The sequence below is a fragment of the Rhizobium sp. 05L429 genome (assembly GCF_056397645.1).
On the sequence record NZ_JBFTNV010000004.1, the window covers coordinates 87650 to 102876 of the forward strand.

10 protein-coding genes are annotated in these 15227 nt (G+C 60.1%); 7 read left to right on the forward strand and 3 right to left on the reverse strand.

Annotation, left to right across the window (positions count from 1 at the left end):
• Positions 1-119: 119 nt before the first annotated feature.
• The 3 genes from AC1DNW_RS05245 to AC1DNW_RS05255 form a co-directional block, all read right to left on the reverse strand.
• A complete protein-coding gene (locus AC1DNW_RS05245) occupies positions 120-3920 on the reverse strand; it encodes an AAA family ATPase (RefSeq protein ID WP_162748536.1) in 3801 nt (1266 codons plus the stop codon).
• A gap of 158 nt (positions 3921-4078) precedes the next feature.
• Complete coding sequence (locus tag AC1DNW_RS05250) at positions 4079-5116, reverse strand: MBL fold metallo-hydrolase (protein WP_113309842.1); 1038 nt, start codon at positions 5114-5116, stop codon at positions 4079-4081.
• Positions 5117-5307: 191 nt separating this feature from the next.
• Entirely contained in the window at positions 5308-5973 is a 666-nt protein-coding gene (locus tag AC1DNW_RS05255) for a peroxiredoxin (protein ID WP_113301385.1), read from the reverse strand.
• Between the two features lie 276 nt (positions 5974-6249).
• Here AC1DNW_RS05255 and AC1DNW_RS05260 point away from each other — a divergent pair, with 276 nt between their 5' ends.
• The 7 genes from AC1DNW_RS05260 (at position 6250) to AC1DNW_RS05290 (ending at position 15100) form a co-directional block, all read left to right on the forward strand.
• Positions 6250-7968 (forward strand): BTAD domain-containing putative transcriptional regulator, encoded by a 1719-nt coding sequence (locus AC1DNW_RS05260; RefSeq protein WP_477852153.1) that lies wholly within the window; start codon positions 6250-6252, stop codon positions 7966-7968.
• A gap of 395 nt (positions 7969-8363) precedes the next feature.
• On the forward strand, positions 8364-8564 hold the full coding sequence (locus AC1DNW_RS05265; protein WP_113301388.1) for a hypothetical protein: 201 nt from the start codon (positions 8364-8366) through the stop codon (positions 8562-8564).
• A 278-nt stretch (positions 8565-8842) separates the two neighbouring features.
• On the forward strand, positions 8843-10018 hold the full coding sequence (locus tag AC1DNW_RS05270; RefSeq protein ID WP_113309839.1) for an MFS transporter: 1176 nt from the start codon (positions 8843-8845) through the stop codon (positions 10016-10018).
• Positions 10019-10203: 185 nt separating this feature from the next.
• Positions 10204-11250: a type 1 periplasmic-binding domain-containing protein gene (locus AC1DNW_RS05275; protein ID WP_113309838.1), complete on the forward strand. Its 1047-nt coding sequence runs from the start codon at positions 10204-10206 to the stop codon at positions 11248-11250.
• On the forward strand, positions 11222-12526 hold the full coding sequence (locus tag AC1DNW_RS05280) for a hypothetical protein (protein ID WP_113309837.1): 1305 nt from the start codon (positions 11222-11224) through the stop codon (positions 12524-12526). The genes AC1DNW_RS05275 and AC1DNW_RS05280 overlap by 29 nt, the downstream gene beginning before the upstream one ends.
• Before the next feature lie 90 nt (positions 12527-12616).
• The gene (locus AC1DNW_RS05285) at positions 12617-13243 is read left to right on the forward strand and encodes a cysteine hydrolase family protein (RefSeq protein WP_113309836.1); all 627 of its coding nucleotides are present in this window, start codon (positions 12617-12619) and stop codon (positions 13241-13243) included.
• 66 nt (positions 13244-13309) lie between these two features.
• Complete coding sequence (locus tag AC1DNW_RS05290) at positions 13310-15100, forward strand: glycoside hydrolase family 15 protein (protein ID WP_113309851.1); 1791 nt, start codon at positions 13310-13312, stop codon at positions 15098-15100.
• Positions 15101-15227: the final 127 nt, after the last annotated feature.

The following is a 15227-nucleotide window of genomic DNA, read 5'->3' on the forward strand; positions in this document are numbered from 1 at the left end:
GAAGCGATGAAAAGCGACTGATTATGCCGCGGAGGAAAACTGTGCGAGCAATACCTGAACTTTTACCGAAGCCACCCCGGTCTTAGAGACGAGTAATATTTATTTTCGGCGCTCAACCTTTAATATGGAAGCTCAAAAAGAACGCCTTCAACCGGCCACACGCGACTGAGGCTATTTCCTTCACCGCCCGGCGCAGACACCACGACCGGACCATGACCTCCTCCGCTGTCAAGGCTTTCCAGCACGACGTTTCGCCCGTCGCCGGTAATACGCAACCGTTTAAAGTAGTAGTTGTCGAAGCTGTCACTCGCAACAACGGGGCGACCCTCAAACTGCGACAGTGCCGTCAAGGACGTAAGTTCCGACGAGACCATTAGATATTGCTTGTCCAGTGCATATGGCTCAGCGCTTTGTCCGACAACTTCGATTAGGCCGATCATCTGCTCTGTGATGCGATCGATAGCAGCAGCGCCGCCACAATCGGCAACCTCGTCATCACCCTCCCGATGTACCAAACTTGAATGCTGGTAAATCACACCAACTACCTTATGAAGGGTCAAGGTAGCTCTCTTCGCTATTACCGGAGGCGCGATGTTTCGGGGGTTCACAGCTTGTGCCGTCAAAACCGCCACATCGCTGTGATTATCAGCTATCTCAAACCGACGCGCCAAAATTCTTTCACCACTCAACGCGACGACGAGAGATTTGGCCGACGGTTCGGCCGCCTCCTTCACGAGGACAATATCTCCAATCTTTGCCACCGGTTCCATAGTGGCTGAAGTGCACCGATAAGCCGCATGCTGCGCCAGAACGATTTTCTTGGCAGTGCCGGATTCAAACTCTGAAGATTCAAATATCCCATCTGCAGCGCGTCCATTGCTAAGTGCGGCAGCGCGGCCAACGACTTGAAGCTGAATTTTCCGTACCGAAGTCTTATACCCCTCGGGCAACTGCACCTTCGGAGGTGGGCTATACAGCGCGGTGTATGGAGCATGTAGAAGCCGATACTCTCTGGCTATTGCAGCACAGGCTTCGATTGCCGGCCGAAGCTCCTTGCTCCAATGCTTTTCCACGTCCTCGGCCTCAGCGATACCGAGTGCAAGGCCGCTGGCATGATGAGCCATCTCCATATGCTTAATTGGCGTGAGATTTTGATTCAGTACTTTAATCAAGGCCTTGAACTCACCTCGGTCCCAAGGTGCAAAGCCCTTTGCATGGAGATACTCAATCTTGCTTCGGGAATTACCCACAGTAAAACCCCGTCCGACCGCAGAGACATTTGCATCTTCGGCACGAAGCATAATTCGGAGCAATCCTTCAACATGTTCGCGAACTCTCCCAATATAGTCCCGACCAGATGTCGGAGTTGGACTATCCGTGAAGCGCTCCCACCGCCGTCCCAATGCATCACCTTCGAAGACACCAAGGTATCCAATGTCTTGGTTGGCCGAAGCAATCGTGGCCTCTCTCCCTGTCACGCCGCCAATCTTTATCAACTCTACGAAGTACGGGTCATGCGTCACCAATATGACTTGCATGTCATGAGGCGGCTGCTGCATTGCTGCGATATGCTGGCACCATCGATGCCGATGATCGGGATCGAATGTCGTTTGCGGGTCATCAAATACAAACAACGGCAAGGCATCTTTGCCCAGTTGTTCAAGAGCCTCTTCACGTAGCGAAAAAATGAATGCCCATAAGACTGCACGGAGCCAAGATGTGTTGGCGATCAGCGTAGCATCAATTCGGTAGTCGCTAACAAGGTTCCCAAACACCACCAACCCTTCTTTTTTCCGCAGGGTCGTGTCTTTGAACTTCAGATTTTCAGCCAAATGGATGCGGTCAAGGTTTTGTGAAATTCGATCTGATAATCCGTTAATTGCGTCTCGCGCCACGGATTCCGCTAAAGCCGACAGTTCCTTGAGCGGGCCTATTTCGTCAGCAACAGCCTTACGCTTGGCAATCTCATCTTCCATCCCTGAAATCGAAGTACCAGCCGCCCAAGCATCACGCATTGCCTTAGCCGCTTTTCTATACGGTTCGGCTTCTCGTAGAGCGAGCGACAGTCTATGGAGATGCTCTCCAAGAGTTTCCTCTGCACCCTCAACGCGAAGCTCTGGCTCTCTAATTAGGGTGTGCCCATTCCACCACGCCAACCATTCAGCACCATGTTCGGCGTGCCACCGTCCAAGTGACAGCAGTCGTCTCAGCACCTTAACTTTTCGATCTACGGCTGTAGTTTCCGCAGCTTGGCTAAGGTCCTTGTAATCCTCGTTCAGAGCAACAGACGGTACCCTTGTTAACGCATTGTCTGCTAGCCTTTTGAAACCGACTAGTATTGCGGTTGATCGGGCTGACGCTACATATTTCTGGGTGAAATCACGAACCAGCGAGGCGCTAGGCTCCGAAGCTAGAAAGCCATCGCTAAGTCGTTTGAGATTGGGCGGAAAGACCTTATCCAATTCCGCTGAAATTAAATTCATATTGTCGTTGAACTGACGAGTTGCGCGTTCGCCCAAAGCGCGAAACTCTTCCAGTTCTGTTTTTAGCTCCGGCAGTTGCTCCAATCCCCTTTTGCAAAGAGGGCAACTATCGATTGGACCCATTGCATGGTTGACGTGCCAACGAGCCGCCAAGGCTTTCAACTGAAATCGGTTATCGGCCTCGCTTCTCTTTAACAAACTCAAGGCATCTTCTTTTGCAGCGATTGCCCTGGCAATGGCGGTATCAATTTCCTTGATGTTTTCCTCATTAAGTGCCTGATGAACAAGTTCGAGATCGTTCCACGTCGCAAGAGATTGAAGCCCCATGCTAACTTCACTTCGAGCCGTTTCGATAGCTGTGGCGACATGCGTCTGAACAGCCAGCTTTCCTAAATCTAAGTCAGGTGAAATATCTCCACGAATAGCTTCGCTAAGCGCTCCGGCCTTAGATACAAGTTCTTTCCCAAAGCTTTCAGCTTCGCTTCCGGAGGACTTTGTATCGCCTGGTACGAACGCCGGCATCGCAATATCCATCGATGTTAGAGCTGTCTTACATTCCTGCAAGGCAGCCTCAAACCTGATCCTTTCTGATGCGAGCTCTTTTTTCCGATACGAAAGGTATTCGCGACCACCATTGCATAGGCCGGATACCAATGCTCCCAAAGCAATCAAATCATCCAAGCCGGTGAGTTTCTGGACAGCGGCGGTAAGTTGACCTGCACCTTCATCGAGCCTTAGAAGCGGTAATCGAGACGGCATAAGAAGACTTGTTTCGATCAGAACATCCGGCAATTTCAAAAGCGGATCAATCGTTACTGTGACAGCACCGTTTCGAAGGCGCCTTTCAAATCGGGCACTGTTGCCGCTCTCATTCTCGAATACCAGCTCGACCCTTACTTCCGGGGGTGTAGACAGACCAATTTCAGTTGACGGGTAGGTCGCGACTGGTGGCCAATTCCCAATACTCTTTTGATCGTCTCCGTAAACCGGCTGAGGGGCGTCTGGTTGACTCTTAGTTTGATCGCGAGGTCTTTCTCCTGACAGAGCCCACAGTATCGCCCCGACAAAGGACGATTTTCCGCTGCCATTTGGTCCCTCGATTAACAAGCTTTGTTTATCAAAGTGGTATTCAAAGGGGCTACCTTTCCAAATATTGAGGCCACCAAATCCCTCAGTCGTAATCGACTTCAGCTTCCAGCTGTTAACAACCACACCTTCGTTTAAATCCGCTTGAGTATTTGCGGGATCGTCTTCATCCGAATTCTCCGACTCTAGTCCCTTGATGAAGCTTTCAGGTAGATCAGTAGGCACTCGAACATTCGACGTTAAAAGAAACTGAAATAGACGACGCGCAGCAGGGGTTTCGAGAGTTGTCGAATGAATCTTTCTTGCAGCATCTGCCCAGACTACGGGCAGCCCACTAAGCAGTCGCTTCACGATTTCTTGTTTCGTAAGTCTAGTCAATTCAACCCCCAAGAGAATCCCCGACAACAACCTGCATTAGAAAATGCTGGATTTCAATATCGGTTATCACTCTACTCAAAGGTTCATTGACAGATGACTTTTAGACAACGTCCAATATCGAGGAAATGCCCTCACTCCCCCACCAATCCCCCAGCCTTCTTCCAAGCATCAATCCCCCCCTCAATATGGCAGGCACTCCCCACCCCCGCATCCTGCGCCGCCTGCACAGCCATCGCCGACCGCTCCCCAAACGCACAGTAAAACACCACCCTCTTGCCCGTCGCCACCGCCAGCTCATGCAGCATCCCGCCCGCTGACAGGTTCTCCTGCAGATCCGCATAGGGCGCATGCAGCGCGCCCGGTATCACCCCATGCCGCTCCCGCTCGCTCCTCTCGCGCAGGTCGACGATCACCACATCGCTGCGACCGCGCAGCCCCAGCGCATCCTTCGCACTCACCGCCCAGCCCTTGCGCGCAATCTCGTCCTGGTGGAGGCCGATGTGGCTGTTGGCGGGGACGGCGACGTCCATCATCTTGGGGTTGGGCAGATGCAGGTTGTTCATCAGGTCGGCATATTCCTCCACCGATTTCACCTGCAGGCGCGGGTTGAAGCGTTTTTCCTCGCCGATGGTGGAGACCGTGTCGCCCTTGTAGTCATGGGCGGGGAAGAGCAGCGTTTCCTCCGGCAGGCGCAAGAGCTTGTTGAAGATCGAGTCATATTGGGCGCGGGGATCGCCGTTCTGGAAATCGGTGCGGCCGGTGCCGCGGATGAGCAGCGTGTCGCCGGTGAAGATGCGGTCGCCCATCAGGTAAGAATAGGAATCGTCCGTATGGCCGGGCGTATAGAGCACGTCGAGGCTGAGGCCCTCGATGCCGACGCGGTCGCCTTCGGCAACGCGCATGGCCACGACGTCCGCCTTGGTCTGCTCGCCCATCACGGTGATGCAATGCGTCTGGTCGCGCAGCGCGCCGAGCCCGGTAATGTGGTCGGCATGCAGGTGCGTATCCACCGCCTTGACCAGCTTCAGGTCCAGCTCGCGCACGAGCTGCATGTAGCGGTCCACCTTCTCCAGCACGGGATCGATGATCAGCGCCTCGCCGCCCCGCCTGGAGGCGATGAGATAGGTGTAGGTGCCGGAAACACTGTCGAAAAGCTGTCGGAAAATCATCTGTCCACTCCGTTGCTGGCTTGGTTGTCCTGAACCGTGCTGCGAACTGCATCGGACTTATCGGCCGATCATAATATTGCGCCGGGGAAAGCGGAAGAAGCGGGCGGGGACGGATGGCAGATCCGCCCTCGCCTAATCTTGGTAGCTGACGTAAGGCGATGTAAGCCTTGCCGTTACGTCATGGCCCGTAATCAGGTCAGGATCGGCTGCGGCACGATGCGGATATAGGGCTTCGGCTCCTTCCAGCCCTGCGGATAGAGCTGCTTTGCCTCGTCGTTGGAAACCGAGCCGGCGATGATCACCTCGTCGCCCGGCTTCCAGTTGACCGGCGTTGCCAGGCGATGCTTGGCTGTCAGTTGCAGGCTGTCGATCACGCGCAGGATCTCGTCGAAATTGCGCCCCGTCGTCATCGGATAGGAGATGACGAGCTTGATCTTCTTGTCAGGGCCGATGACGTAGACATTGCGAACCGTCTGGTTGTCGGCGGCGGTGCGGCCTTCGGACGTGTCGCCGGAAGCGGCCGGCAGCATGTCGTAAAGCTTGGAGACTTCGAGAGAGGGATCGCCGATCATCGGGAAGTTCACCGCGGTGCCCTGGGTCTCGGCGATATCCATCGCCCAGCCGGAATGCCTGTCGACCGGATCGACCGAGAGACCGATGATCTTGACGCCGCGCTTGTCGAATTCCGGCTTCAGCCGCGCCATGTAGCCGAGCTCCGTGGTGCAGACCGGCGTAAAATCCTTCGGGTGGGAAAACAGGATGCCCCAGTCCTTGCCCAGCCATTCGTGGAAGGCGATCATGCCTTCGGTGGTCTCGGCGGTAAAGTCGGGGGCGATGTCGTTGATACGCAGTGACATGGTCTTGATCCTCTCTTGAGTTGCCGGCCTCCTCGGCCGGGTCGCGAAATCTGGGTTGATCCTGATCACACGCCGCGAAGTCATTGATGTCTGGCGTGTTGGATGTACGATGCAGACATTACGAACGACCCGTTCCCTCAGCGTTCCCCGGCGCAGCTTTCCGTGCGGCGGGCGGGAACGCGGCCGGGGCGCATATTCAGACATGGCTTTTTTTCTTCACTCTCCGGTTTTTGACCGGCCCGACTTCGATCAGATTGCATTCGACAGGGGCGTATCTTGAAAATCTCCATTCAGCTGCTCGGGCGCTTTGCCGTCCGCATCGATGATGCCGAAATTCCCGCGGCGGCCTGGAAGCGCGATCGCGCCGCAGCCGTCATCAAGCTGCTCGCCATCTCGCCGGATCATCGCGTCCACCGCGAACAGGCCATGGATGCCTTCTGGCCGGATCTGGATGCCGAAGCGGCCGGCGCCAATCTGCGCAAGGCGATCCATTTCGCCCGCAAGGCGCTGAATGCGCCCGATGCCATTGCGATTTCGAAGGAGATCGTCACCTTTTCGCCCGAGGCAGAGGTGGAAACCGATGCGGCGCGCTTCGAGGCATCGGCGAAAGCCGCACTCCGCAGCAAGGACCCGGCCGAATGCGAAGCCGCCGCCGATCTCTATGCCGGCGCGCTGCTGCCCGACGATCGCTTCCTGGAATGGCTTGATAGCCCCCGCCAGCGCCTGCAGCAGCTCTATACGGACACGTTGCGCGCCGGAAAGCTGTGGCGCCGGCTGATCGCGCTCGACCCGACCGACGAGGAGGCGCAATGCGCCCTGATGCAGGCAGCGCTCGATGCCGGCAACCGCACGGAGGCGATCCGCCAATTCGACCAGTTGCGCGAAAGGCTGCATGCCGAGCTCGGCGTCGGCCCGAGCCGCCCGGCGATAGAGCTCTACGAGCAGGCGCTTGGGCTTTCGGGCGTGGAGCCGCCCGCCCCTGTCGAGCGCATCCGCGCCTCGCTCGCCTGGGCGCTGGTGCATCTGCAGAGCGGCGAGTTCGGCAAGGCGGCGGATCTGGCGCGGCAGACGCGCGCCGAGGCGCTGGATGCAGGGCTTGGCCGCGAAGTCGGCGAAGCAGGCGCCATCCTCGGCCTCACCGCCCATATGCAGGGCCAGTGGCGAGAGCTTTTCCGCAGCGAATTCACCGAATGGGTGCGCAAGCGCAGCGCCTTCGTGCCCGCCGTCTTCGATGGCCATCTCTGCCTTGCGGAATTCTGCCTCTGCGACGCGAAGGGTCACGGCCTGATTGCCGAAAGCGCCAATGAGCTGCTCGGCGTCGCCGATGAGGCGAAATCATCGGCCGGCCGCGGCCTTGCCTGCCTGATCCTCGGCGAAATCGCCCGCTGCGCCGGCAATCTCGATGAGGCCGAACGGCTGCTGACCGAGGCCGAGCGTCTGCATGTGGAAGCCAATGCCGTTTCCGGCCGGGTGCTGGTCTTGGAGCGGCTGGCGGAAATCGCGCTGGCCCGCGGCCAGAAATGGCGCGCCGGCCGGCTGATCCAGAAGGCATTCGCCGATGCGCAGGGCTCCTGGCTTTCCAACCACCTGCTCCTGCGCCTGCAGGCGCTCGCCGTGCGCTCCGCCACCAGCAGGGAGAAGCTCGCTGACGCCATCCTCACGGGCGACCGGCTGCTGACCCCCGGCGCCTGCCAGCCCTGCTCCATGGGCCTGCGCACCGCCTCGGCGATCGCGCTCGCCCAATCAGGCAATCTGGAACAGGTGGACAAGCGCCTGAACGAGGCCGAACGCATCGCCGGCATGTGGCAGGGCGGCCCCTGGGCGGCAGCTTTGTGGGAAGCGCGCGGCGTGCAGCGCAAGGCGCAGGCCAACAAGATTCGCTCTGTCGCCGCCTTCGCGGAGGCCGCCGCCCGCTACGAAGAGCTCGGCCGGCCGCTCGATCAGGCGCGGTGCCTGAGCCAGATGAACGAGGCGCAGATGGGCGTGGCTGTGTGAGCTGCCCGATTCCGGTCAAATCCCCGTTTTTACTGTGCAAAAATAATGCAAATGCCCGGCGGAAAGCACCGCCGGGCATTTATTAAGCAATAGCTGAAATAATTTCGCCGCGATTTAAAAAGTGAAATTGCGGTTCCATTATTCCGGCCTACAATGCTCCACGCTGGATGCTGCAAAACCAGTGGAGAAGGGTTGCCCACATCTTCCAAATCGGGTGGCCCTTCTCCTTCCATACAGCAAGCGGCGGCCAGTTTCTATTACATGCGTAACATTTTGAACGGGCATTCAAGAAATCCCCGGGCGAACGGGGCTGCACGATGACGTGATCTTCCAAAAGTTGAAGAACACAATCTGCGCCCTAGAACGTCTTCGAGGGGACGTTTGAGGGAATGTCGATGATCAGAGATAAAATGTCGGCGAGTCACTCGCCGATGCAGGAAGACGACGTCGCTCTTTGCCAGCGCGTCTACGAGCATATTTGCATGGCAAGACATATCGCCACCGACGGCGAACGCGAGGAACTGGCCATCCAGATCCTGCATTTCTATCAGCATGGGGTGAAGGACCAGGGCAGTCTGGAGCGGTTATTGTTGTAGGTGGGGCAACATTTTTTCCGCAAAATTCATAGATGGCGAGCGCCTCTGTCTGTTTGAGGCCTGATCTGGGCAGCGAAGCTCCCTGCTCTCCCGCGCCGGCCGGCATGACCGAATGAACCATTCACCTGCATTTGCGCACTGCTGACAGGAACTGTCAGCAGCCATGCCGCATGATGTCGAAACTACGTGCCTATCCGCCAGTCACCATCAGCCGGAACCCGGATAACCGAGGGATAGCTGGGCTTCAGTCCAGACACGATCGGAGCAGAGCGCCCGACATGAAGCCGCACCAGCGTATCTTCTTCATCCAGTTTGCCGTGGCCTTTTCGCTCGGGGCCTTCGTGTCGCGGCTGCCCGATCTTCAGCGCGCCTTCGGGCTGACCGAAGGCGAACTCGGCCTTCTGCTCGCGGTCATGTCGGCAGGCGTGCTCTTCGGCCTGACCTTTTCCGTGCGGTTCATCGAAAGGCTTGGCGCACGCACCACCGCCTTCGTTACCGTCTTCGGCGCCTCGCTGTTCTTTGCGCTGATCCCCTGGATGCCATCGGCCCTGCCGGCGGTGCCCCTGTTTTTCATTGCCGGTCTCTTCACCGGCGCATTCGAGATCAATGCCAATATCGAGACCGACCGCCACGAGGCGCTGCTCGGCCGCCGCATCATGAGCCGGGCGCACGGCATGTGGAGCGCCGGCTTCTGCATCACCGCGCTTGTCGGCGCCGGCATGCGGCAGGCTGCCGTTCCGGTCGAGCTGCATATGGCCGCCGCTGTCGCCTTCGTGATCATCGCCGGCACGATCATTTTCGCCGGCATCGAAAACGCGCCGCTGCGGCAGGATGCCCACCCCGGAGATGCGCCGCTCATCGCCGTTCCCACGCTCGGGCTGCTGCCGCTCTGCCTCATCGGCGCGGCACCCCTTCTCGCCGAGGGCGCCAGCGTCGACTGGTCGGCGATCTACATGCGCGACGTCTTTGCGGTCGCGCCCTTCGTCGGCGGGCTCAGCGTGACGATATTCTCCCTGCTCATCGCCATCGGCCGGCTCGGCATGGATCCCGTCATCGACCGCTTCAATCCGCGCCCGGTCGCAATTGCCCTCCTGCTTATCGCGACAACCGGCCTCGTCATGGTCGCGACGGCGCCGCATCCGGTCGTCGCACTCGTGGGCTTCGGCCTGACGGGCATCGGCTGCTCCTCGGTCTATCCGCTCGCCATTTCCGCCGCAGCCCGGCGCACGGATCGCCCGGCCTCCATCAATGTCGCGGCACTCGGACAGACGACCTTCATCGTCTTCTTCGCCGGCCCGCCGCTGCTCGGTTTCATCGGTGAATATTTCGGCATCCGCTTTTCCTACTGGGCTGTCGTGCCCGTCGTCATCGCCGCGCTGCTGGTCACCAGGGCGTTTGCCGCGACGCCTGTCGCGGTCGCCGGAGGTGCCGAGCCTATTCGGCCGCATGGCTGACGCGGCAGGCCTCGGCGTAAAATCTGGCGACCAGCAGCTTGAGTTCAGCGGCGGTTGCAGGCTAAGCTGATGCTACTGCACCGAGCCCTTTTCAAGCGCCGCAAACTGCCCGCTGCGCCGGATCGAATGGCCTGCCTCGCCCAACCTGCGGTTCGACAACGTAATCCATACCGGGAGGAAAACTATTGGGTTATCTGACCGACGAGGAACTTGCCCGGCTCAGGGTGGAAAAGATGATCATCCATCTGGTCGGCAGGCCGGGCGAGCCCTTTCAGCCGCGCGGCGAGATCAATGTCCAGCAGGAGGAATTCTTCCGGGCCCGCATTCAAAGCGAGGCCGGAGACGGCGTCCACTCCTTCGTTGCCGGTTCCGAAGTCCGCCGGCTGGTGGAGGCCATCGCCAGCGGCAGGCTGGGTTTCACCGAGGGTGGGCAGGCGCTGTCCCGCCGCTTCTTCGAGCTTCATGTCCGCCAGAGTGTTGCCGGCGCCTTCTTCGTGCTGCAGCTGCGCCCCGATGTGGCGAATACGCTGCTTTTCGTGCTGATCAAGTACGATTACCGCGAAGCCGTCGAGCTCTCCGATGCGAATGGGCGGAGCATTCTGCGGGCGATCGTCCAGGCCTTCGTCAAGGAGCGTCAGGCGGTCCAGAAATTCTGCCTGATCCGCGTCCGGGATGGCGTGGCCGATGAGATGGTCTGCGCCTCCGACCGCATGAAGGAATCGCCTGATCTGACCGACTATTTCGAGCGCTATCTCGGCGTGAAGCGCGCCAAGACCAATGCCGAATTGTCGAGCCGGCTGAACGAGGCGCTGCGCGGCACGCTGCAGGAGGTCAGGGATATCCTGCCCGACGCCGATGTCGGCGCCGCCATGTCGAAGGCCAAGCTCGCCCTGCAGGGCCGCGCCACGGTTTCCAATGCCGATGTCGTCGATGCCGTCATGCATGCTGCCGATCGCCCCGCCGATGAAAACCTGCTTGCCCGCATCGATACGGCCATGCGCCGGGGCCTAAAGCGTCAGCAGTTGCAGGATGTGGAATTCCGCCCGGACCGCGCCACGCTGGATATGCAGCCCCGGCAGTTCGTCCGCACCGCCGAGGAAGTGCGGCTGGAATTTCCGGGCGCGGAACTGGGTCGCAGCGTCACCCGCGAGACCGATGACGATGAGATAATCTTTACCGTTCGCACGCGAAGATTGGTGGAAGATGGCACCCTCCCAGTCAAAACTCGCTGAAGCGCTGAACACTCTCATCGACGAGAAGAAGGCGACCGTCACCGAGACGGCGGCCGGCATTTCCGTCTACCAGCTCGAAGGCCCCGATGCCGACCGGCTCTACACACTGTTCGAAGAGGCCGCGTGGACCAGGATTAGCTGCCGCGACAAGGGCGGCGAGATCCCGCGCCATCTGATAGCCGGCAACGGCAAGGGCCTGACGATCACCGCCGAGAGACCGGCGACGCCTGATGGCATCGAAGTGATCCTGACCCGAAGCGGGTTCGAGGCGCTGCTGGACAAACCTCCGGAATCGACGATCGTCTGGGTCGAGGGCCTGACTGCTGCCATCGACACAAGGGCCGTTCGCTATTGCCCCTGGTGGCACGAGGGCGAGTTCAAGCCCGAGGGCGGCGCCGAAAGCGTCGCAAGGGTCACGCGCCTGCTCGGCAGGAAAGGACCGGGCGACCATCTCGGCCGCTGGCTACTGAAAGCGCCCGCCACGCCGGTTGACGAGAAGGCGCTCGAGCCGTGGCGCGAGCGGGCGGCCTCGCGGCTGCTGCGCGCCATGGCGCAGGAAATCGAGCCCGACAACAAGCTGCTGTTCAAGGGGCCGCCGCCGGCGAGATTCATCGTCGAGGACGAGGAGGATCTGGCCGCCGACCTGTTTGCCACGCTCCAGTCGGTCGCCACATGGCTGCTGGAGAACGATCGCGAGCTGGAAAACCGCCACGGCCTGCTGGCCGCCGAAATTGCGCGAACCGCCACGCGCGGCGGCAGCGCCATGGATCTGGCAGGTACGTTGCGCCTCGCTCTCGAAGGGGCGCGCATCGCATACAGTTTCGGCGTCACCCAGCAGAACAAGGACACGCTCAGGGCGCTCGGCGACCTGCGCAAGGCGGTTTCGGAAGACACCGCAAAACTCTCCGAAATCATGCGCACGCTGGGCACGGCCGTCGCCGGCGCCGTCTTCGCCAATATCGGCCTGATCATCGCCCGAATGAATGTGCCGGCCGGCGGCAAGTTCGTAGGCCCGGCGGCAATCCTTGTCGGCATCGTGCTCGCCATCTATGTCCTGTCGGTCATCGGCAGCGGCGTGCATTATATCCGGGTACAGGGCTACCTGCGCAACGAATGGCGCAACAGCCTCTACAGGTTCCTCTCCGACGACGATTACAAACGCCTCGTCGAAACGCCCGTCGGCCGCGCGGAGACCGCTTTCTGGTGCGTGGCCGCAACGGGGATACTGATGCTGGTGATTTCGCTGGTGGCTCTGTTCAGGATCGTGAGTGCCTGACCGGTCGGTGTCGAGCCCCCAGCCTGCGCTATGCAAATCCCCCTCCATGCTCTACAAAACGCCATCACCATTGCCAGGAATATCCAGCCAATGACGATACCCAAAACGCTCGCCGACTGGCTCACACCCGATCGAACTGCCCTGCTGGTCTACGATATGCAGATCGGTATCGCCCGGCAGGTCGAGGGCTCCGAGGAAACGGCGCTGCGCATTGCCGATATCGTCACCGCTGCCCGCCGAGCCGGCATGCGCATTGCGTTCTGCCGCCATCTTTCGCTGCCGAAGCCGTGGATGGGGCTGTTTGCGACGCGCATGGCCATGACATGGCAGCGCACGGATGATCCCGGGCAGGTCAAACCCTGGTTCATGCGCGACAGCGAAGCGGTGCAGATCATCCCGGAATTGCAGCCGCAAGAGCAGGATTTCGTTTTCGACAAACTCGGCATGTCGGCTTTCGAGGGAACGCCGCTCGCGCTCGCCATGCGCGACGCCGGCCTTTCGGCGCTGGCGATCTGCGGCATCGCCATGGAAATCGGCATCGAGCCGACCTGCCGGCAGGCCGCCGACCTCGGCATCGTTCCGATCCTGATCGAGGATGCCTGCGGCTCCGGCCATGCGGAAGCGGCAAAACGTTCAGTCGAATCCCTTCGCTTCATGGGCGATACGATCATCACCAATACGGAAGAATTCCTGCAGGCTGTTGCCCCCTCACGGTGATGTCCACGGTTGACCTGCGCATATGCCCTCTAACTAAAGCCGGGCTTGTTTGCGAAGGAGGCTATGTTGGCGGCACTTATTGAAGACTACGCCCTGATCGGAGATTGCGAGACCGCGGCACTCGTCTCCAGGAACGGCTCCATCGACTGGCTCTGTTTTCCGCGCTTCGACTCCCCCGCCTGTTTTGCCGCCCTGCTGGGCACGCAAGAGAATGGCTTCTGGTCGCTGTCACCAACAGGTGACGATGTCAGCGTCACGCGCCGCTACCGGGACGACACGCTCATTCTCGAAACCGAGTTTCAGACCGGGACCGGCACCGCCATCATGACGGACTTCATGCCGCTGCGCGATGGCACCAGCGACCTGATGCGCATCGTCGAGGGCAAGAGCGGCACCGTCGCCTTCGACATGGAGCTCAACCTCCGCTTCGATTACGGGCGAACCGTTCCCTGGGTCACGCATGGCGAAGACGGCGGCATTACAGCCATTGCCGGGCCGGACCGGCTGACGCTGAACTGCGCCGTGCCGCTCGAAGGCCGCGGGATGAGCACGGTCGGCTCCTTCAAAGTTGCGGCCGGCGAGAGCCAGATCTTCACCCTCACCTGGTCTCCCTCGCATCTGCCGCCGCCGGCCCAGCGGCAGGTGGAATATGCGCTGCCCGACACCGAGGAATTTTGGCAATCCTTCGCGGCGAAGTGCCCAAAGGTGGGCAAGTGGACGGAGCAGGTAAAGCGCTCCCTCATCACGCTGAAGGCCCTGACCTACATGCCGACAGGCGGCATCGTCGCCGCCGCGACCACTTCCCTGCCCGAGAAGATCGGCGGGCCGCGCAACTGGGACTATCGCTATTGCTGGCTGCGCGACGCGACGCTGACCCTGCTCGCCCTGATGAAACTCGGCTATTACGAGGAAGCACACGCCTGGCGCAACTGGCTGCTGCGTGCGGTGGCGGGCGCCCCGGCGCAGATGCAGATCATGTATGGCGTCGCCGGCGAGCGCAATCTGCTGGAATGGCAGGTTCCCTGGCTGAAGGGCTATGAAGGCTCGACGCCCGTGCGCATCGGCAACGCCGCCGCCGAACAGGTGCAGCTCGATGTATACGGCGAGGTGGCGGACGCCATGCTGCAGGCCCGCAAGAGTGGACTGCCGTCGCATCCGCGCGGGCGCGAACTGGCGACCGCCATTCTGCCCTTTCTCGAAAAAGTCTGGGTGGAGCCCGATGAAGGCATATGGGAGGTGCGCGGCCAGCGCCAGCATTTCACCTATTCGAAGGTCATGGCCTGGGTCGCCTTCGACCGCGCCGTCAAGATTGCCGAGGAGGACGGCGAGCCCGAAGCCGCCGCACGCTGGCGAGCCATCGCCGATCGCATCCATGCCGAGGTCTGCGAAAAGGCCTTCGATTTCGAACTTGGCTGCTTTGTTCAGGCTTACGGGTCCAGGGCGATGGATGCCAGCCTGCTGCATCTCGGCATGGTGGGCTTCATCCCGCCTGATGACCCGCGCTATGTCGCGACCGTCGAAGCGGTCGAACGCAAGCTGATGCGGGATGGCCTCCTGCTGCGCTACGAAACGCAGGAGGTCGATGACGGCCTGCCGCCAGGCGAAGGCGCTTTCCTCGCCTGCAGCTTCTGGCTCGTCGATGCCCTTTACATGATCGGACGGCGGGACGATGCGCAGCACCTGTTCGAGCGGCTGCTGGCGATCTGCAACGATGTCGGGCTGCTGGCGGAGGAATACGATCCCGTTGCCGGGCGCATGTTGGGAAATTTCCCGCAGGCGTTCAGCCATATCGGGTTGATCAACAGTGCGTTGAACCTCTCACCGGTAGAAGGGCCGGCGGATCAGCGTTCGGCTTGATGATATGCAGGATGCAGGCGACTCCTACCGGAGCGCAGTGTTTCACGGCTTACCATCTGCTGGATCGAAGCGGCCCATGATCCGATGACACAGATGCCGCCACCTCGGCGGCACCTGCCTTTGCTCA